The 20,656-nt window shown below is 46.4% G+C and carries 12 protein-coding genes and 1 pseudogene; 2 read left to right on the top strand and 11 right to left on the bottom strand.

Annotated features, from left to right (window positions below; all coding sequences use genetic code 11):
* Positions 1 to 254: 254 nt before the first annotated feature.
* The 5 genes and pseudogenes from sov to JCM15124_RS08430 form a co-directional block, all read right to left on the bottom strand.
* A pseudogene (gene sov / locus JCM15124_RS17220) lies at positions 255 to 7,864 on the bottom strand (T9SS outer membrane translocon Sov/SprA).
* 76 nt (positions 7,865 to 7,940) lie between these two features.
* Positions 7,941 to 8,558, bottom strand: coding sequence for a Holliday junction branch migration protein RuvA (gene ruvA / locus JCM15124_RS08445; protein WP_024999078.1), 618 nt, complete (start codon positions 8,556 to 8,558; stop codon positions 7,941 to 7,943).
* Between the two features lie 121 nt (positions 8,559 to 8,679).
* Positions 8,680 to 9,282 carry an HU family DNA-binding protein gene (locus JCM15124_RS08440; protein WP_024999077.1) on the bottom strand — a complete coding sequence of 201 codons (603 nt, stop codon included), beginning with the start codon at positions 9,280 to 9,282 and terminating at the stop codon, positions 8,680 to 8,682.
* 307 nt (positions 9,283 to 9,589) lie between these two features.
* The gene (locus tag JCM15124_RS08435; RefSeq protein ID WP_024999076.1) at positions 9,590 to 10,120 is read right to left on the bottom strand and encodes an RsmD family RNA methyltransferase; all 531 of its coding nucleotides are present in this window, start codon (positions 10,118 to 10,120) and stop codon (positions 9,590 to 9,592) included.
* Between the two features lie 22 nt (positions 10,121 to 10,142).
* Positions 10,143 to 10,955 (bottom strand): DUF3822 family protein, encoded by an 813-nt coding sequence (locus JCM15124_RS08430; RefSeq protein ID WP_024999075.1) that lies wholly within the window; start codon positions 10,953 to 10,955, stop codon positions 10,143 to 10,145.
* 167 nt (positions 10,956 to 11,122) lie between these two features.
* On the opposite strand from JCM15124_RS08430, the gene JCM15124_RS08425 reads away from it, so the two are divergent.
* Both JCM15124_RS08425 and JCM15124_RS08420 read left to right on the top strand, forming a co-directional pair.
* Complete coding sequence (locus JCM15124_RS08425; protein WP_024999074.1) at positions 11,123 to 12,544, top strand: ATP-dependent DNA helicase; 1,422 nt, start codon at positions 11,123 to 11,125, stop codon at positions 12,542 to 12,544.
* Positions 12,544 to 13,209, top strand: a complete 666-nt coding sequence (locus JCM15124_RS08420; protein WP_024999073.1) for a SprT-like domain-containing protein — start codon at positions 12,544 to 12,546, stop codon at positions 13,207 to 13,209. Before JCM15124_RS08425 ends, JCM15124_RS08420 begins: the two co-directional genes overlap by 1 nt.
* A 452-nt stretch (positions 13,210 to 13,661) precedes the next feature.
* Here the strand turns inward: JCM15124_RS08420 and JCM15124_RS08415 are convergent, their stop codons facing one another.
* The 6 genes from JCM15124_RS08415 to queC form a co-directional block, all read right to left on the bottom strand.
* A complete protein-coding gene (locus JCM15124_RS08415; RefSeq protein ID WP_024999072.1) occupies positions 13,662 to 15,317 on the bottom strand; it encodes a hypothetical protein in 1,656 nt (551 codons plus the stop codon).
* A gap of 375 nt (positions 15,318 to 15,692) precedes the next feature.
* Positions 15,693 to 15,896, bottom strand: coding sequence for a hypothetical protein (locus JCM15124_RS13845; RefSeq protein ID WP_198019131.1), 204 nt, complete (start codon positions 15,894 to 15,896; stop codon positions 15,693 to 15,695).
* 232 nt (positions 15,897 to 16,128) lie between these two features.
* Positions 16,129 to 17,532, bottom strand: a complete 1,404-nt coding sequence (locus JCM15124_RS08405; protein ID WP_024999071.1) for a C1 family peptidase — start codon at positions 17,530 to 17,532, stop codon at positions 16,129 to 16,131.
* A gap of 224 nt (positions 17,533 to 17,756) precedes the next feature.
* Entirely contained in the window at positions 17,757 to 18,887 is a 1,131-nt protein-coding gene (gene mnmA / locus JCM15124_RS08400) for a tRNA 2-thiouridine(34) synthase MnmA (RefSeq protein ID WP_024999070.1), read from the bottom strand.
* Between the two features lie 9 nt (positions 18,888 to 18,896).
* A complete protein-coding gene (locus JCM15124_RS08395) occupies positions 18,897 to 19,823 on the bottom strand; it encodes a YitT family protein (RefSeq protein WP_024999069.1) in 927 nt (308 codons plus the stop codon).
* Positions 19,824 to 19,950: 127 nt separating this feature from the next.
* Entirely contained in the window at positions 19,951 to 20,604 is a 654-nt protein-coding gene (queC, locus tag JCM15124_RS08390) for a 7-cyano-7-deazaguanine synthase QueC (RefSeq protein WP_024999068.1), read from the bottom strand.
* Between the last annotated feature and the right edge of the window lie 52 nt (positions 20,605 to 20,656).

Genomic DNA, 20,656 nt, shown 5'->3' with positions numbered 1-20,656 from the left:
CCATTGGACACGTTAATCCAACCGATTGGACACACTTGTCCAATTAATTGGACTAACGTGTCCAACCGACCGGACAAGTGTGTCCAATAAGTTGGACAAACGTGTCCAGTGTAGGCTATTCGGTTATTTGATAGCGGGCGGTCAAGTATATCGATGATAGACGTTCAACGTATAGCCTGCTACACGTTGAACATACAGAAAGATAGAAGAATATTTCTATTGCGAAAGAAGGCTTGTTTATAATAAAACAAACCTTATCGGGTGAGGCTGAGTTTCAGGCTGATACCGAAATCGTGGGTTGTTGTAGGGTAGCTGCTCGAAGAAAGTAACGGCGTATTGATTTGAATGTCGTAATAAATGCTTGCCGTGATAAGGCGACTCAACGTATAATCGCCAACGAAAGAAGCCTTGAAAGCAGTGTTCCCACTCGATGCAGCCGATGTTACGGTTGCAATATCGCGCGTGATAGAGGCTTGTTTGCGATAGCTTAAATCGAGACGAAGGTTCAGGTCGCGGTTGATGCCGCCACTGTTTTTATTGCTTGTGCTCTGCGTATTGCTATTCTGCTGGTCTTGCCGGTTGTCTTTCTTCTTGGTATTCTTTACCAATCGTGAGTTGCGACCGCCAAACAAATTCACGTTATTGATGCGATAGCCAAAACCGATAACCCAGTCTTTCGACATTGCTTCGTTTATCTGAACACTCGTCATGGAGAGCGACAGAACACGCGTCTGGCGATATTCCAAACGAGCCGTAAGGTTGTTTTGCAAGGTAACATCGATTCCGAGCAATGGCGAGAATGCCTCGTTTATGCTCACTTGCGAAATGTTATACATCGAACTTGGTACGGGTGCACCCGATGTAGCGTCTTTCACAAATCCCAAACCATTCATATATTCCTGCCACGTGCTGAAACTTTGGTAAGAGCCAATGGCAAAGATGCTCTTGTAAGAGTGGTTGATGTTCACGCTCTTGAAGATATTCTGGAAGAACGGCAAGCGCGACAGTCCGCTGTAACGAATGGTCCAGTTGGGCAACAAGCTCTTCAGCTTGGGGAATATATTCAGTCCGTTGCCGCTCATACTTGTATAAGCGTTCAGGAAAGCGGGTATCATTACATCGGAACTGTACTTATTTACCGTTCCCACACGTGGGTCGAACTTACCTCCACCCATCGACATCGGATAGTTGGCACCGATGTAGCGAGCCTCGACACGGTTACGATAACCATCGAGCGACTTGGCAAACTTCTCGAAAGTCGCACTGCGATAACCGTTGTTGGCATTGCCCTGACTCTCGAAAGCCGTACCTATTGAGATTGTAGTCATCGTCAGCGTACCGCTTTGCGTAGTAGGATTGCCTGCATACATATATTGCACGCTCTTTGAAACCGTTTCCATGCGGCTTGCATTGAGGTCTATCTTCAGGTCGCGGACAGGCTCAAGCGTTGCCCGAAGCTGCAAATCTTCCGTCTTGTTTGTCGATGCGGGCGTAGCAATACTGTCAGAAACAAGTAGCCAACCTTTTTCTCTTGCCCGTTCGATATAGCTGTCGTCGATGGCACCGAAAGCAAAATTCAGACCCGGCGACATCACTCCGCTTTGGCGAGTCTGCCCAAACGCATCGCCAATCATCGGCATAAAGCCCGGCAACGACATAGAATACTGGTTGCGGTAAGATATGCTGGCAGTGCGCACCATCATTAAAGCACGTGCCACACATTGCGCTGTTTTGTACCAACCCTTGTCGTCGAGCGGTTCCTTCGGTGTAACGGTGAGTTTCAAGCGCATAACAGAATCAGCCTTGTTGTACAACTTCAGTCTGTTTTCGTCCATCTTCTTCCACTTCAATTTCACCGAATGTCCGTCAGCATCTTTCAGCGAAACAACAATACGCTTGGTCTTCTTCGAGTGCGAAACAACAATCGCCGTATCGGCAGGTATCGTTACTTCCTGCTCAAAACTCTTTGCATTCTTAGGCAAAGCCTTCTTCTTGTCTTTGTCGTTATCTTTCTTTGTCTTGGCGTCTCCTCCCAATTCCTTGCTCAGTTGGTCGGCTAAATTACCAGTATCAATGCGCCCTCGGCCTTCAAGCGAACCACCTCTGCTAATGCTCGGACGCGACTTGTTAAACCTTTCATTGGTCTTTTTCAAGAAAGGAATATGGTTGTAGAGTCGCTCTAAATTGAACGTACCGTTTATATTCAATGTGCGGTTGGTCGTAATCGTGTTGCCCAACGATGTACCGTTCTCCAGTTTTGCACCACGTACCCAAGTATAAGCGGAATTGTAATTCGCATCGGCGTTCACCCAATCGAATATAGGCAGCATGTTAAGCGGCAACTGATAAGAAAGCGTGAAGTTCTGTTGGTAGTCCAACGGCGTACCAAAATTCTTCAAACTCGTCCATACAGAATCTTTCCACGCCTGATAACGGTCGGGATAAAGGTCTTTGTTGATTGGCGTGTAAGGCTCTTCTATCTCCGCATGCGTAGCACTTTGGAAGTTTAAGTGCAGGTTGCGTGTCAAATCCCAACGCACGGCAAAGTCGCGGTTCCACAAGAACTGTTCGCTAAACGTCAGCGGCAACATATTCTTCTCTGCCGAATCCATATCTCGTTGTTGCAGTTCGTAGTAGTTACGCGTAATTTCCGTGTTGAAAGCAACATTCTGTGGCAACCAATTCATCTCGAAACGCTTCATTATATCAAACCATTTCGACTTGCTCTTGATAAGTTTCTTGAAAGGACTCAACGGCTTGTAGACAGGTGTCCAATTGTAATTTATCGCACCGCGCCAGTTGTCTTCATTCTCGTACACGGTTGTTTCGCCCGTCGTATGTGCATGCGAATGACTGTAAGAGAACGAGAAGTTGGCTGGGTCGTAAGGCATTGGGTGGCGTTTGTTCTGTATTCCCACACGTGCATTCGACAGCGAGAAGTTGGTGGTTGTACGCTTTGTAACGGCGATAGACTCTATCGAGTCGCGCTCGTGTTCGTTGGCAGCACCGTCGAGCGCAGCATCTAACTGCATATCCGTATCGAGCGGATTGTACTTCGGACGGCTTTCGTTTTTCGTTACACTATAATATAAAGGTGCGGTAACCTTTGCCTTGTCGGGGAAGAACTTACCCAACTCCAGACTTGTAGTAACCGTAACATCGGTATTGGTTTCCTTCTTACGTGCGTTTACACCTTGTTCAAGACCACCAAAGCCGTCGGTGCTGTGGCTGGCATTGATGTCCACCGTACCGAAATCCGACAGTTGAATGTTGAGTTGCCCGCGTGCAGCCCAGCCACCTTCGTTATTGAATTCGAGCAAACGCATTTCGTTCACCCACACTTCACCGCTCTTCTCGCTGTTCGAGAGGTTGCGCACACCGATTATCATTGTCTTTATTTCGCCCAATGTCGGGTTACCCATCACACTGACACGGTTGGCAGGGCGTTTATCGTCGTACACAGAGAACTCCTTATTATAGCTTGCCGTGCCGTTTCCGCGCCCTTCGTTGCGTTTCTTCTTCACATCTGTGAATACCGAAATAGGCACATCGAGCATATTTTCTGCCGGCCAAACCGCCTCACAATCCTGTCGCGAATACTTGTCGTACTGCCTTCGGGCGTCAGTTTCAATGGTATTTCGTATTCATAGTAGTTGTTCTTGTAGTCAGAACCCAAACGAACAAACACTGCCAACTGATTGTCGGTAAGGTTGGTAACGTCCGGTTTAAGTGCATTGGCGTGCACGAACATCTGCAAACGCTTGTATTGGCGAATGTCGAGCGTGGTGTTTTTGTAAACCGCTTTCGACTCTTTGTTGCCCAAATTGTGTACCGTCATAGCCAACGCCTGCTCGTTGCTCTGCACAAGTTGTGGTTGTGAGGGGTCTTGCTCACGCGAAATGCCCGGAGGAAGTACATAGTTTACAGGTGTTTTATCGTTGTTTTCCTCTATGCTCACCGCACCGACAGACATTGTTCCTGATGTTGAAGCAGAGTTGGTAAGGTTTTGCTGATACTGACGCCACTCTCCACGCACGAGGTCGAGCGTTGCAAAGCGCATCACGATAGGCTTTTCAAAGTTTGTAAGGAACATGCGCATAAAGCGAATGCTCGTGAAATCGTTGATGCCGCCTACACGTTTCTGATATTCTCGCACAGGAATGCGGAACTGATACCACGTAACAGGTGCGCTTCCGCCTTTGCGCAACGGTGCAACGGTTTCTCTTTTATCAACGATATAGTTTTGTCCCACCACCAAGTCTTCCGGTCGAATGCTTATCTTATACTGATAGTACTTTTCGTATTCGTTGAGCGTATAGTCTTGATTTATATCTTCAACGTCAGGTCCTGCCTTGTACGACGTGTCGTAACGTTCGTTGCGGCTTTCGCTATCGGGCGAGTTTCCTTGCGGATTGTTAATATACTTGTAGCGTTGAAGTATGGGTGCTTGTATTCTATCCCAGTCCGAACCACGGAAATAATGATAGTTGTCGTTGGCAGGGTCAGCCCAAATAGAGTCGAACACAGCCTGATTGGTATGGCTGCGAGCGTATGTCAGGAACGCTTGATAAGAAGGGAAGTTGCGTTCTTCTTCGTCATTGAGTCCGTTGAAACCGACATCTTGCAAAGCACGGCTGCCGCTTGTGGTGGCAAAAGCGTATGTTACAGTGGTCTGTGTCGGTATCTTACCCCATTGAGTGGTTGTCCACGCCTGACTGCCATCTACCGGCATACCGCTTTCGTAGAATTTCTTGCCGTCGCGCAATATATCTTCCGACACCTCGCCAAGGTTTATATAGAAGTCGCCACCGTAGAGATTGCCATCAGGTTCTTTGCTTGAATAGATGAATGGGTCGAGCAACCAGAACTCAATGTATTCGATATTCGCCATCTCAAAGTCGTTCGTATCGAGCTTGCGCATCATACCTCCCCACTTTTGGCGTGGGTTGGGCAAGCGTCCGTTGATGTCGAGTGTCGGACTGAAGTTGTAAGGACCACGCTCAGTTGGATAGTAAGCAAGGTTAAGAACCGACAAAGTAGACGTTGAACCGTTGTAATTGCTTTGTTCACGGTTAGGAAACAGCTCGCGCGTATAAACCTCTCGAACGTAGAAGTTCGACAATTGTTCAAGGTCGCTCTTGATATGGGCAGGCGTCAGCGAACTGCTGATACGTGTAAACAGCGGGTCGATGTTGTACCACGCCAGCAAACTGCGGTTGAAACCGCTGCCAAGTGTTGTCTTATCGGTAGATTCGGGGAAGTCGGAGGGCACACTCGATATAACCCAAGTAGTAGGTTGGCTTACATCAATTGTATTCTTTGTATTCTCGAAGTCGTCCAGATACGATGCCCTATCTTGTGTTCCGCTGCTCTGACCTGCTATCAACTGTGCAAATTCGGCGGAGAACGAGATATGAGAAGGCTGCGTAAGATGCAGGAAAGGAATCTTGTCGAGCATGTTCGTGAGCCACTGGCTTTCCTTCTTCCAACTCATATTGAGTCCCCAAATGGTGTTGTTGAGCGGTTCGGCACCCATGTTCACCTTTGTTGTAAGTGCCTGTTCGGACAGGTGCATAAACGTACCGCCAATCATAAAGTTCTTTGAGAAGTCGTATTCCCAGTTCAATCCGAACATCGTTTTGCGCTGTTGCCCATAATCGCTTTGGCTTTCCAACGAAACGTTTACCGAGGTACCGGCATCTATAATGCTCTGATTTAATATCGTAACCTCGCCCGCATTGTAATCGACGCTATAATCCGAGCCTTCCGTCAGTCGTACGCCGCCTGCCGTTACTACAACCGAACCTTGCGGAACGTTGTATGCGCCCAACGAAATAACGTTGGCACTTGTTCCTCTATATTGTCCCACAAGCTGGTATTTGTCTTTCTCTGCAATTTGTTTTGCTATGGTTTTGGTCGAATCGTACAGTTCCATGAAAGCATACTTGCTTGCCGTTGCAGCTGCAACACCTTTTGAAACCAAGTAGTTATACATATATTCGCCAAAAGGTTCGGCTGCAGGAAAGAACACACGACCGTTAGAAATCGTGTAGCCTTCTACATAGTCGAAGTATCCGTTCGGGTGTGGATTGTTATTGTTGTCTAAGCGGTCTGCCCCTAATATTCTTATTATCGGTTGGCTTTTCACCTGTGGTTCGGGTATATAAGGAAGGTAGACACCTGCCGTATCGCTCTGAAACTTGACGTCCAAGCGGAACTTATCGCGCTCAACTGTTGAGGCAAGATAATAAACATTCTTCATCATCAAGTCCCAGTTGGCTTGCTTTGGGTTGTTGCTTGTGTTCTTCAGCGACTTTACAATCAACGCTTCCGAAACTTCGGTGCGGTCGCTTGAGAACTCTCCCACTTGGTAAGTTACACCTCCGGAGGTGTATTCGTAGGCGATGGCAAGCACTTGGTCGGTTTGCAATCCTGTGCGCAAAGACACATAACCCAACGCCTGATTGACGGTGTACTCCGAACTATTGAGCAAACGGGCACTCGATAGCTTCTCGTAGTCAGTGCCGCCCACAAGTCCTAAACCGTCGAGCACGGTAGACGTTTGGTCTATGTTGCGAGCCTGTGGGTGCCCCTGTGCAATGGTGCTATATTCGCTGTTGGCATTGTTCGATGGTACATTGCCTGCTCCGCTGCCCCACAAATCGGTACGGCTCACCTTTGCATTCTCTCCCAAATCGCTCAGTGCTATAATGTTTCGGGTATTGCTGGTTACGCCCGTCTTGTTGGTTACCCATATTTCCACACGGTTTATCGTAATGCCTGTGGTTAGGTTGGGCAAGGTTTTCATCGCATCGTCGTAGCGCGAACGGAACGTATGAGACAGGAAGAAGTGTCGGTTTTCTTCGTAGTCGGCAGCTGAAATCTCGAACGGTGTAAGCTGTTTGCCGCCTTTTGAGCTTACGCTCTTGTTGGAAGACTTCTTCTGCGACAACACCGTTTGCAGCTTCAGCTTGCCAAACTGCATATCGGTTCTGATACCAAAGAGCGACGATGCGCCCTGTACCAACGAGTTGTTCGACGGAAACGAAACATTACCGCCTTCCACAAGTTTTATTATTTCGTCTTCCTTGCCTTCGTAGCGCAGCTTGAAGTTTTGTGTATCAAAGTCGAATGTAGCGTCGGTGTTGTAGTTAAGGTTCATATTCACCTTGTCGCCGACCTTTCCGTTCACATTCAGATTTATCTTTTCGTCGAAGTTCATCGTTGTCATCTTACGGTTTCTGATGGGCAACGATGGGTTGTCGATGTTTTTCAGCGTAGCACCAAAGCGCAGTTCGGCTGTTCCCTGTGTCCTTACACGCACACCACCCGGACCGAATATCTTCTCTGCCGGACCGAGTGCGAAGTGCATATCCGTGAAGTCGAACTTCTCTTTTCCTTTCTTTTCTAATATCTCCTTGTTCTTTTGGCGGTAGTAATCGGCAAAGCTACGCTTCTCGCTCCATGCCCTGTACTCTTCGGGCGTCATCATAATAGGTGTGGTAATGTAGGTGTCGCCTATCTTGTTACCTATTATATACATGTTGAGCGTGTCGTTGTATTCCACGCTTTGCTTCAGATTTTCGGGGCGAGCGAGGTCGTAAGAGCCTTGCTGCAAGTCGTCGTGGGTTACGGGTGTGGTGCGTTGCACCTTCCAACGTGGGTGCAGCAGCGAGTCGGGAATGTCTTCGTTCTCCAATTCAACGTCCAATACATTCACTTTCTTCGTTGTGTCGGGTGGCGCAATCAACGTCTGCAATGTGCTTACAAATGGCAACACATTCACAAACGAGCGTCCCAAAGCCAACAAGCTGACGCCTGCAAGCAGCAGAAGAGCGGATAATATGTATTTTCTTTGTTTCATTGATGAAAACTCTGTCCGACGCTTTCCCTTTCCGAAATTCTTTCAACGATGAAAAAACGAACGCACAACGGTTTGTCTATTTTATTTGTTTCAAGGCCAATTTCACTACCTGTTCCACAGGCAAATCGGGCTGTTCGGTCAAGATGGCTACCACAACCTTTGCCGATGGTGCGGGCGAGAAGCCCAACATAGTAAGTGCTCCCACAGCTTCGTCCTTTACGGCGTTGTTCACGTTCGTTGTCGTTGGTTGGCTGCTGACGTGCAATTCGTCGGCTATACCGCTTTGTACTATCTTGTCTTTCAAGTCCACGATGATGCGTTGTGCTGTTTTCAGTCCTATTCCCTTTACGGTTTTCAGCATCTTATCGTCGCCGTTGGCAATCACGTTGCACAGTTCTGCGGGCGTGAGCGACGACAGTATCATGCGTGCGGTGTTTGCCCCCACCCCCGACACGGTGATGAGCAGACGGTAGAGCGAACGTTCCTGCTTTGTGGCAAAGCCGTACAGCGTGTAGTTATCGTCGCGCCCACCCGTCATAATGGCTTCGTGCACAAACAGTTTTGTGCTCTGTTTGCCTTGAACGGCACTGTAAGTATTGAGCGAAATATTCAGTCCGTAGCCCACGCCGTGCGCTTCTACAACTGCCAATGCCGGCGAAAGCTCGATAAGTTCACCTTTTATATATTCTATCATAAAAAACTTTTCTTTGTCTTTGCCCGCTCAAGCAGGGCTTTGTATATACATCTTTATAAACGATGCGCCCTGCCTTTTATTGCATTCGAGCCGTAAAAAGCTGTGCTCCGCTGCAACACGCTTACTTCTTTCCTCTTGTATAGAGCTTTCTGTATCGCGTGCCCACACTGCTGAGCTTGCCATTTGCTTCCAAGCGGGCAGTCAGTTGGTAGGCATACGATTGGGAAAGGCTGAGGCTTTGGCGCAGGTCGGCAACGGTGATGATAGGTTTTTCGGTAAACAACTCGTCGAGTGCGGCATCGACAGCTTCGGTTGTGGGAACCGACGATGTGCCAAGACGGTAGGTCATATTCTCGAATTGGGTGTCGTCGAGCGACTCAAGGAACTCGGTATCGGGGCGGAACTTCACCGTTCTCACTTTCGGATTGCGCAACCGGCGGTGGTGTGTGTGCGGGTCTTCGTAGATGTCGCCTTTCACAGCGAGCGAAAAGTAGCCTAATCCCGGCAGATGAACGTTGTTGCCCATCTTCAATTCCGCTGCCATTTCGTTTTTCAATGCACTCACGGCTGCAACAACGTCGCTTGGCGTAAGCGATGTAGCTTCCTGTATGCGTTGCGCAAGGTGTTTCACTCCTACGGTTTCGTTCTCTACTGCAACAACTCTGTACTCTGTATTCTTGGGCAAAGCACCGTGTGTCTTTATCAACTTATAAAATACTGCCATAGTTTTTCTCCTGATTTTAAGGGGTTTATACTTATATTTTTTATTGTCTGCCAAATTATTTACACGTAGAGAAATATTTACTTACACGTAAAGAAATATTTATTTACGTGTAGAAAAATTATTATTTACGTGTAGAAAAATCATAGTTGTAGTGCAAAGATAATAAATTCTCTTAGCAAATGCAAGAGAAAACAGAAAGAAAAACGCCCTGATACCTGTTGGAATAAGGTTTGGGGGCGTTTGTTGCAATTGCTGTTTCTATAAGGAATAAGCGTTTGTGTAGTTTTTGGGGAAACACGAACAACGGCTATCGGAAGATGGAAAAGTTTACGCTGCCATAGCTGCGGTGTTCTTTAAAGTGCGTGTGAGCCGAGAAATCGTTGTGCTTACCGTGCTCAAAGACGAACACGCCATCGGCTGTGAGCAGGTCGTACTCGAAGATGAGGTCGGGTAGGGTGTCGAGTTCGGGCAATGCGTATGGCGGGTCGGCGAAGATAAAGCCGAACTTTTGGCGACAAGACTTGAGAAATCGGAACACGTCGCCACGTATCAGAATGTTGTTTTCAACATTTATCTTCTTCATGCACTCGACTATGAAGTGTGCGTGGTCGCGGTCTTTCTCTATGCTCACCACTTCTTTGCAACCTCGGGAAATCAATTCCAAGCTGATGCTTCCCGTACCGGCAAAGAGGTCGAGCGCGGTAATACCGTCGAAATCGATATATCCGTTAAGCACATTGAATATGTTTTCCTTTGCGAAATCGGTTGTCGGGCGTGCCTTGAAGGTACGCGGAATATCGAAACGTCTGCCTTTGAACTGTCCTGTTATTATGCGCATAGAGTATTGTTTGTGGTTTCTTTTAATCCAAATACAACGCTTTCAAATCGTATGGAATATCGTTTCGCTTTGCCATTTCAGCATTGTTGAAGTCGGTTTCCGTATTTATAATGTAGTTCCGGCTGATGAATTGCTGCAGCTCGCCACGCAGTTCGTCGCGATTGGGAACATCGCCCACCATATAAAGTTCGTTGTCGCCATGGTCCATTCCCATCAGTTTCCACACGTAAAGCAGAAAATAGAGAATGTCGCTTGTGCCTGTTGCTTCGTACGAATTGCTGAAATCGAACCTGTTACGCTGAAATCTCATCACCTCCATACGCTTGTCGTGGAAGTAGGCAAAGAGCTTTTGGCGGGTGCCTGTAAAGGCACGGCGGTACAGATGCGTCCATACCGCCTGCATCAGGGGCTGCACGCGTATGTCGGCGAAGTGGTCGTCTGCCACCATCTTGAGGTCTTTGTTCACCGCAAATACCGCTACGGCGTTCAGTTCGGGCAGTATGCTCGTTACAATGTCTTCGCTGCGCTGCCATTTATAGGTATGCTTGTAGAGCGTTTCCACGTCTTGCTCCCGATATTCGTCTAACGGAACAAGCATTGCAGGCGTATCTACGACCACCAACGCACGCTTATAGCCGCTCTGCAAAAGCTCCGACTTCTTGAAAGCCTCGCGCAGATTGGCGGCTATGGATATGCTGTTGTTCAGCTCATAAGGCTCAAACACGATGCTGCCGTCGGCTTGCGGGTCGCCAACGGCGAACATCATACTGCCTTCTCCAATACGTATGGTGAGGCGTATGCGTTTATCGGATATGTTGTTGTCTATCTGAACCATTGTTTATAAGTGCTGCAAACTTACGCATTTTTTTTCCGATTATGCTGCCTTTCGCATTATAAATATTGTATATAAAGAGTGGTTCGGGAGTAATTTCCTGCATAAATGGCAAGCTGACGAATAAAAAATGGCTAACTTTGCACGGCGAGAAAGAAACACATTAAGGCATGATACAAGACGAATTGGTTTACCAAATACTGCACGACTTCGGCTTTGAACCCACGCAAGACCAACGGAACGCCTTGCAAACCTTTGCTCGGTTTATGACCGACAGAAGCGAAAACGCAGTGATGATACTGCGCGGAAGTGCCGGCACGGGCAAGACTTCGCTTGCCGGCGCAATTGTAAGAGCCGTGAACCGATTGCGCATTAAGGTGTCGTTGCTTGCACCTACGGGCAGGGCGGCAAAGGTTTTCTCGCTCAATGCCGGCTTGGCAGCTTCGACAATTCACCGCAAAATCTATCGGGAGAAGGCTTTCAACGGTGCCGACGGTCAGTTTCAGCTGAACAACAACATGTTCCGCGACATGCTGTTTATGGTGGACGAGGCATCGATGATTAGTCTTTCGCAAAGCAATACCGTTTTTGGCAGCGGCAGATTGCTCGACGATTTGGTGCAATATGTTTACAGCAGCGGGGCAAATTGCCGTCTGTTGCTCATCGGCGACAAGGCACAGCTGCCCCCGGTGGGCGAACAGGAAAGTCCGGCGTTGCGTGCCGACGTGCTGAAAGCATACGGCTTGCAAGTCTACGAATGCGATTTAAACGAAGTATTGCGCCAAAGTCAGCATTCGGGAATACTGTGGAATGCCACCGCCATTCGCGAGATGATAACCCACAACACGGCAACACAGCTACCACGAATACATTTGAAAGGGTTTGCCGACATATCCATTGTGCAGGGAAACGAACTCATAGAAAGCCTTGCATCGAGCTATTCGGCAGTGGGAATAGACGAAACAATGGTGATAACACGGTCGAACAAGCGGGCAAACATCTTCAATCAAGGCATTCGCAACACCATTCTCGGACGCGAAGAAGAACTTACAACGGGCGATTTGGTAATGGTAGTGAAGAACAAATACTTGGAAAAAGACCGCAGCACCGATATTTCGTTTATTGCCAACGGCGACCATGCCGTGGTGCGGCGTGTGCGCAATGTGCGCGAACTGTATGGTTTCCGCTTTGCCGACGTCGCTTTGGAGTTTCCCGATTACGACAATACCGAGTTAGACACGGTTGTTGTGCTCGACACGCTTGCAACGGAAGCCCCCGCACTGACACGGGAACAGAACGACAAACTTTTTCAGAACGTAATGGACGACTATGCCGACGTACCCCGGAAAGCCGACCGCATGAAGCAGTTGCGCGAAGACCGGTATTTCAATGCCATGCAAATAAAGTTCGGCTATGCCGTTACTTGCCACAAAGCACAGGGCGGACAGTGGGCGCACATCTATCTCGACCAAGGTTATATGACCGACGAAATGCTTACACCCGACTATATTCACTGGCTCTACACAGCCTTTACACGTGCCACCGAACACCTTTATTTGGTGAACTGGAGCCGGAAACAAACCGCAGAATAATGGAAATTACAGTAGCGTCTCTTCAAGAAACCTTCAGAAAATACAACGAAGAGATCTTCGGGAACGCCCTTCCCATGCCTAATTTGAGGGTATCTAATGCCAAACGGAGGTTGGGTTCGATGCACCATCGCATACAAAAAATATGGGGAAAGACACACCGCAGTTTCACCATTGTGGTGTCGAACTACTACGATGTGCCGCTTTCGCTTATCGAAGACACCCTTATTCACGAAATGATACACTACGAAATAGCATACAAAAACCTGAAAGACACATCGGCACACGGCACGTTGTTTCGCCAAAGAATGGAGGAAATAAACCGAAACTACCACCGCGACATTACCGTAAGCAAGCGAATGACGGACTATGCGCCACGCAAGAGCAACCAAACGGAAACCTATTTGGTGCTGGCAATAGAAATGAACGACGGCTCACACCTGCTTAGTTCCGTAGCCCGCACAATGTTGGCAGATTTGGAAAGACAAATAAAAAGAGTGGAGAAGATAAGAAATTTCTGTTGGTATATTACGCAAGACGCCTATTTCCGCAACTTCCCGAAAGTGCGAACCCTCCGTGCCCGCTCGGTTTCTGCAGAGTTTTTTACCAACCTTACTGCAAAAATGACGCTTGTAAAAGATAAAAACGGGTGGGTTAGAACATTATAAATAAAGGGTGTTTCAGCTATTCCGAAACAGTCGATATTTAGCAATAAAATAGGCTGATTACATTATTGATATGGTGTTGCAGCTATTCCGAAACAGTCGATATTTAGCAATAAAATAGGCTGATTACATTATTGATATGGTGTTGCAGCTATTCCGAGTTAGCTTTCTTATATGGCTTTCTTAACATAGCAACGGTACAAAAAGACCAAATGCCCGGAAAATGACATTCAATTACAGTTTGCAAAGCAGAGATAACTACAGACACAATCTTGGTTTTAACCTATTTGAAAACCCATATCTAAGAACCGGGAAAAACTAACAATGTGTTTCTCTTGTCAGAAAAAGCCTTTTTGCAAACAAATACAGCATTCAAAGTAGTAGTTATAAACTTCTCTGAACACTGTATTTGTTTGTTAAGGAACGGTTGTTATCTGTCTTTATCCAGCCATAACCTATTGGCGGAGTGATGGAAGAAAATACTCTTCGTTGGTTTTGATGTCAAGCCAGCCACTTACACCATTCTTTACAATATGGTAAAAGTAGCAAGTGTTCTGTTCTAACTCGTCGTACACAGGTGCCTTGTCGCGCGGATAGAGTCCCACTTTGCCATCCTTGTATAAATAAATAGACCCATCGTTGCGTACAATAATAGAATCGTAGATCATCGGAAGAATAGTTTTACCTTTTAGAATCTGCACAGGATAAGTCTCTAATGGTCTTTTCCAACCACCATAATCCTTCGTACCTTTCTTAGGCTTCACATTGTTTGGCTGTTTATAATCGTAGGCGAGAATGCCGAATTTGCCATTTCTTCCTACTCTTATCCATTCCGGACACACACTGGTATCGCCAAGAATCCAACTGTTTCCATTGCAACTATACTCCTTTTTACCATTAAGAAAGGTAACAGAGTCAGAAGATTGGCAGTCTGAAAGCACGTAACGTTTGTCTTCTTCGCACGTTACACCGGGTCCACCAGTGTAGTATTTCAGCTGGTGTTGCTCACGTTTCTTTAGCAAACTATATGTCCAAACAGGTACAGTACCGCAAACTCCAAGTCGTATTTTCCAAGGATTCTTCATCTTTATCCCCATTTCGTTGTAGTAGAAAGCACCATTTCTGTTCAGCACATTTACGCACCCAATTATACAATTAGGTATTTCATACGCAGCCATAATAGTCCCTAAGTTGAGCTTCTTAAGATAAAGGTTGTACACATCAACCGAATTGCCTGCCTTTGCAATAATAAAACGATCTACATAGACAATATTATCGTAATCTTGTTTCAATACATTTTCGCCGAAAGCGTTTACCAATTGGCATCTGCCTGCTGCTGTTTTCTTAACTCCAAAGAAGCCTTTAATATTAAATCTCCAGAAGTCGTAGGGTGCAGCAGCATCGTATTTATTTCCTGCTACTGTTAGTTCTGCAGGTTGGTGTCTGCGAAAAATTTTCACAAACTGGTCGCTTTTAATAGTTGGAAGCAACATATAATCGAATGATCTATAGGAGAAAAGTAAAACGTTTTTGCCTCCTTTAAGCTCCAAAACAAGCGGAAGCAATGGCTCAGAGTTTTTGGTTCGCCATGTTGTAACCGAGTCTGGAACAAAGATAGAAGTAGTAGAATTGTCGTAGTCATACTTTTTTGTGTCGGTGTAACGCAATTGTTGAACGAAAGCAAGGTCGGATCGTAGGAATTTCAAAACATAGTTCGAGTTTACTGCATTACGCTTCCATTTGCCGTCTTCGTTAATGTCGAACGTCTTGCCAACATAGTCTTCGAGAGATATGGCGCGCAGACTGTCGGCATGAACTAAACGTTGTCCTTCCTTTTCAATACCACTTCTACTTAGCGTATCCTCTACAGAGCTTAAGTTCCAACCTATCATTCCCATTTCAGAAGTTTTGTCTAAGCTTGCTTTTTTTACTTCTTTCCGCAGGTATCTTCGGGTATAACGGTCGTTGCCAACTTTTGTATAGACTTCAATCCAATAGCCGTCTTCGTCGTAACCGATGGCATCTGCATCGGGCAAAGATAGGCGTTGCTGGGCATAAAGACTCGCTGCAGTGCAGTAATAGAGGAATAAAAGAAAAACTATTCTTCGCATAAGTTCATGTATTTTAAAAGCAAAGATAGTAGTTTTGTAAGGAAAATGCAGCCTTTTTAGGAAACTTTAAGACTACCAAACACGATATATCAGTCTTTTAAAACGGCAACAAAATAGAATAATAGAAAAGTAACAACACTAAAAATATTACATCAAAGGTATATGAAAAGCGAACATACTTTCCCCATTATATAAGCAGAAAATAAACAACAAAACCGTAAATACTTTTAAGAGGAATATCTGCTGCTTAACTGACTTTTTATCAGCGCATTACAAAACCTATTGTTTCGTATTCCAAAAGCGGCTGTTTTGCACGGTAAAAGCGTAGGTTTTGCGTTGCAAAACAGCCGCTTTCGCAATGCCCAATCGAAATTATCATTTTGCTTCGGAATTATCTTTACAAGGCAAAAGTTTTTTAAACCCCAATCGTTCATTAGCGTCCTTGACTGCTTTTGTTCGATTGTTGAGCAGATGTGCCGGCATTTCATCGAAGGCGTAGCGGGCTACGTCGAGATGTAATGGCTGCGCAGATGCCGGCAAGCGGACGAAAGCAGTAAGGAAGCATGACGGTAATAACAAATCCAAGCAAATGCGTCCTAATGAACGATTGGGGTTTAACGGCTGCCTCCAGTGAGAAAAAGAAAAACAACTCTTTATCTTATACCTTTCAACTGAACTTTTTACGTGCGTACATTATAATATAAAAACCCTTGCTCGATGGTACGAGCAAGGGCAAATATGATAGAATTTGAAGTAAAAAAGGAAAGTATTTATATGGGCAAACGCCCTACACTCCTTTATGCGGATTGTTTTATTTGTCTTCTTGGAACAAAGGGTCGTCAGGCATTACCATGATAGGCTTTTGCTGTTCTGCCTTCAAGATGTTCTCGGGAACATACTTCTTGTCTACCACAAGGCGGAAGCTGTATTCGTTGAACCAAGGGTTTGTCATAATCAGACAGCCGTTGTGCCCGTTTGTTGGTCCCCAGCTGTTTTCCACCTTCCACTTCTTTGGCTGTCCGTTCTCGTCGAGGTCTACAGCCGAAAGTGTCATGGCGTGGGTAGAACCGCTATCGAATGTAGAGATGCGTTCTGCCTTGTTCATTGGGAAAGATGTACCAAAGAGTGTACCGTAGTCGAAGTTGTCCAAGTCCAAGTAGCCACGCTTGCGGTCTAACTGCTTGCCCACGTCGTAGCTTGAATATATCTTTGTGTCGTCTTTCAAGGAAGCGATAGCCATCTTTGCGATGTCTTCCATCGGAAGGTTGATGTACTTCCAGTTGTGTCCGTCGTAGGTATGGCGGTCGTATTCCACTTCGTAAGTCTTGTAGTACTCACGGCGTGGGTCGTTCATCGCCATGATGAAAGTGCCGTTGAGTTTGCGTCCGACCACTTCGTCGCGGAACGATTGTGGGGTATATGTCTTTGGTTTGCCAACGCTGTTGCCGTTCTTGTCCTTGAAAGCATACTCGAAGGTCTTTACCGGTTCGCCCAATGCGAGAACGAGAATGCGGTAGATGTTGCCCAACATCTCTGTCTTGCGTGCCTTAATGGCTGCTGCCGACTTCTTTTCGGCTACCATTTTGCGCAATTCCAAACCATATTCGCGGAGCTTGGAAGAAATGATTGACGCCATGCGAGAGGTGTTTTCGGCTGAATAGCTCTCCGGCATTACCTCCATCGGCACAAGTCCGTACTTGTCTACAAGGTCGGAAACACCGCAGAAAGTACCGCCATCGCTAATAGGATTCTTAAAGAAGAACTGCACGATAGGGTCGTTTATGGGTTTGTTGGCATTGTCAATAACGCCCTGAAGCATAAGGTTAGACTTTTCCAATTGGTCGTGGAAGCTCAGGTAAACATGCGAAAGTTCTACACGAAGGCTGTCCTTGTGCTTGTGTGCAAAGTTGGAACGCAACACGTTCAGTCCTGTAAAGAGCCAGCAACGTCCCGAACTCTTTTGGTCGTGAATGTTCTGTTTGGTTGTTTCAACGCTGAAATGAGTGTCGAAATCGCCTGCTTTCTTGAAGTTGCGAGCAAGATTGTCGATAGCGTTTGTTGCAATAGCATTCGCAAGCGCACGGTTGGCAGTTGAAGAATGCCCTGCGGTGATTTTCTCCATCATCTGCTTGTCAATTCCGCCGCCTTTTGTCTGTGCCTGCATTGAAAGCGAAAGAGCCATCAAACCACAGACCATTAAAGTCTTTTTGTTCATAGAATTTGTTTGTAACTTTTAGATTTTTCTGTATTAATAGTATTCTGATGGTCGCCGCTGACAGTTTCTATCTGTGCCGAAAATGCAGAGATAACTGCCCGACCGGACGATTTTGCAAAGATAGATAAAAAACTTTAATCCCACAACTTTATAAGGACAATTGTGAAAGTGTGCAATAGAAAAAGCGTGCAGACGTATCTGCACTCCGTATTTGCGCTTTTCTATTATACTGTAATCTCTGCCGAACCGAAGCAGCGATTGTGGTCTTTGTCGTAAATAACGCAGAACTGACCGGGTGCTACACCGTGTATCTTGTCTTCGGAATGTACGATGGCTTCTGCTTTCTCGCTGTCATCATTGGGAGAAAGCAACTCCAAACAGCCCTTATGGAACTCCGGAGTGTGCCTGATTTTAAAGCAAATGGAAATACGTCCGGCTGTTTCAGCATCGCTGTCGCCTGCTTCGGGGCGTGGCGTTTCGGTGAGCCAATGCAAGCCGTGCACCTTAAAGTCTTTCTTGTACGCCGTTTCGGGGTCGTAGCCGTGGCTGACAAACAACACATTGGCAGCCACATCTTTCTTTACAACAAACCAAGGACCGCCGCCAAAGCCCAAGCCCTTGCGTTGTCCGATGGTGTGAAACCACAGCCCTTTGTGCTGTCCTATCTTCTTTCCGGTCTCAAGTTCAACAACATCGCCTGCTTGTTCGCCAAGATAGCGGCGCACATACTCGTTGTAGTCGATATTGCCCAAGAAGCAAATGCCTTGCGAATCTTTACGCTTTGCATTGATAAGATGTTCGCGTTCGGCTATTTCGCGCACCTCGTTTTTTGCATAATGCCCTATTGGAAATATGGCTTTCTTGAGTTGCCAGTCGTATATCTGTGCAAGAAAGTCGGTTTGGTCTTTCACCGGGTCGGGACTTGTGCAGAGCCATTTCTTACCGTCAATCCATTTTGTTTGCGCATAATGCCCTGTAGCAATCAAGTCGTAATCGTGCCCGCACTTCTCGTCGAATGCCCCGAACTTAATGAGACGGTTGCACATAACATCGGGGTTGGGTGTGAAACCCGCACGCACCTTCTCCATCGTGTACTTCGTTACCTGACTCCAGTATTCCTTATGACAGTCTATCACATTGAATCGGCAGCCATAACGCCGCGCCACAGCCGTTGCCATCTCTACGTCTTCTTCCGAATTGCAGTCCCATTCCTCTTTTTCTTCGGGTCCGATGCGGATATAAAAGCAGTCGGGGGTAAGCCCTAACCGTGCAAATTCGTAGACAACAACAGAACTATCGACACCGCCGGAAAGCAGTACCGCAATGCGTTTATCCTTTATTTCATCATAATTCATACGGCAAAGTTACTGATTTTCATTAACTTTTGTGCTATCATCGGCTATCTTTTTGCGTTTTCCCACCTTCATTCTGTCGAACCCAATGCCATAAACACCGTTTACTGCGCTTTGCGAAACAAAGGCTTCGGGGTCTATTTCGTCGATGACACGGAATATATCGCGGGTTTCGGAACGGCGCGCAAGTATGAAAAGCATACCCAATTCCTTGCCCGTATAGAAGCCGCGGGCGTCGATAAGCGTACAGCCGCGCTCCACATCGCTGTTGATGGCATTGCCAATTTCCTTCCATTTGTCGGAAACAACAAAGAATTGAACCGAGCCGCGCATACCATTGACGACATAATCGACTACTGCCGTCATAATGAAAAGTGTGATATAGCCATATATAATATTCTCCCAATTGTGCAGAACCAAGTAGCCGGAGGTAATAATAATAAGGTCGCAACCCAATATAATCTTACCCAACGATACATCGTGGTGCTTGTTTATCATTGATGCAATTACATCTGAACCGCCCGTACTGGCGTTGTATTGCAAGGCTATGCCCGTGCTGAAACCTAAAAGTACGCCGCCAATAACGCTGGCGAGGAAAGGTTCATCGGGGAATAAGGTCTTGTCGGCCATTAAATCTTGAAATATGGTGCTGGCAATGGTAAACACTGTTACGGCAAAAATAGTGCGAATGCAAAACCGCCAGCCCAAGATTTTCAGTGCTACCAATAATAATGATATGTTCAGAACAAAATAAGTGGCTTGCACAGGAATGTCCGTGCCCCAATAAAGTACCGATGAAAGACCGGCAACACCGCCGATTGGAATTTTATGAGGCAATACGAATGCGCACCACCCAAAGCACCCTATGGATATGGCAATGGCAATAATTAATAAACTTTTAATCTCTCTGAAAACCTGCTTTTGTGTAATTTCTCCCATTATTATACTCTCGTTTATTTTTAATTCATGTTGTGTAATAAAACAATGTGTTGGTTCTTTCAAAGTAAAAAAGCACTGCTTGGTGGCAGAAACCTTTTTGTTATTCCTGTCTGTCGGTTGCTTTGCCTTATTCCTCGTATTCCGTTGGGTCTGCCAATCCTGCTTCGCCGAAGGCTTCTTTCCGTTCGATGCAAGTGCCGCACTTACCGCAATGATGTTTGCCCGCTTTATAGCAACTCCACGTTTCGGCATAGTTGATGCCGAGTTTTGTACCGATGCGTACTATATCGGCTTTGGTTATGTTGGTAAAAGCAGCTTCTATGTGCGTGTTGTTGAACGTGCCGGCTTGGGTGGCAGCAGTCATGGCGTCGATAAAATCGGGGCGACAGTCGGGATAGATAGTATGGTCGCCCCCATGATTGGCAATGTAAATGCGGCTGAGATTGTGGCTTTCGGCAATGCCTGCCGCTATGGCAAGCATGATGCCGTTGCGGAATGGAACAACCGTCGATTTCATATTCTCCTCTTCGTAATGCCCTTCGGGAATTTTGTCCGACCCTTCCAAGAGCGAACTCTTAAAGTATTGTTGCATGAACTGCAAAGGAATAACAATGTGGCGTATGCCCAAGCGTTTGCAATGCAACGCCGCAAAAGGCAATTCCTTGCCGGCATGGTTCTGCCCATAATCGAACGAAACGGCTAAGGCTATGGTTTCAGCCTTGTCGTATAAGAGCGTAATGGAGTCGAGTCCGCCGCTAACGATGATGATAGAATCTTTCATTTATGTCAGTTTGTTACTGCAAAATTACAAAAAAGATTGTATTTCGTTTTCC

The sequence above is a fragment of the Prevotella falsenii DSM 22864 = JCM 15124 genome, from assembly GCF_000613945.1.
GTDB lineage: Bacteria > Bacteroidota > Bacteroidia > Bacteroidales > Bacteroidaceae > Prevotella > Prevotella falsenii.
The sequence above is the reverse complement of the archived record's forward strand: the minus strand, read 5'-3'. Positions and strand labels throughout refer to the sequence as shown.

Excerpts from the sequence above, each read along its gene's own strand:
- JCM15124_RS08425 (WP_024999074.1), top strand. The coding sequence starts at position 11,123 with ATGATACAAGACGAATTGGTTTACCAAATACTGCACGACTTCGGCTTT.
- JCM15124_RS08420 (WP_024999073.1), top strand. The coding sequence starts at position 12,544 with ATGGAAATTACAGTAGCGTCTCTTCAAGAAACCTTCAGAAAATACAAC.
- JCM15124_RS08435 (WP_024999076.1), bottom strand. The coding sequence starts at position 10,120 with ATGCGCATAATAACAGGACAGTTCAAAGGCAGACGTTTCGATATTCCG.
- JCM15124_RS08430 (WP_024999075.1), bottom strand. The coding sequence starts at position 10,955 with ATGGTTCAGATAGACAACAACATATCCGATAAACGCATACGCCTCACC.
- mnmA (WP_024999070.1), bottom strand. The coding sequence starts at position 18,887 with ATGAATTATGATGAAATAAAGGATAAACGCATTGCGGTACTGCTTTCC.
- queC (WP_024999068.1), bottom strand. The coding sequence starts at position 20,604 with ATGAAAGATTCTATCATCATCGTTAGCGGCGGACTCGACTCCATTACG.
- JCM15124_RS08395 (WP_024999069.1), bottom strand. The coding sequence starts at position 19,823 with ATGGGAGAAATTACACAAAAGCAGGTTTTCAGAGAGATTAAAAGTTTA.
- ruvA (WP_024999078.1), bottom strand. The coding sequence starts at position 8,558 with ATGATAGAATATATAAAAGGTGAACTTATCGAGCTTTCGCCGGCATTG.
- JCM15124_RS08415 (WP_024999072.1), bottom strand. The coding sequence starts at position 15,317 with ATGCGAAGAATAGTTTTTCTTTTATTCCTCTATTACTGCACTGCAGCG.
- JCM15124_RS08440 (WP_024999077.1), bottom strand. The coding sequence starts at position 9,282 with ATGGCAGTATTTTATAAGTTGATAAAGACACACGGTGCTTTGCCCAAG.
- JCM15124_RS08405 (WP_024999071.1), bottom strand. The coding sequence starts at position 17,532 with ATGAACAAAAAGACTTTAATGGTCTGTGGTTTGATGGCTCTTTCGCTT.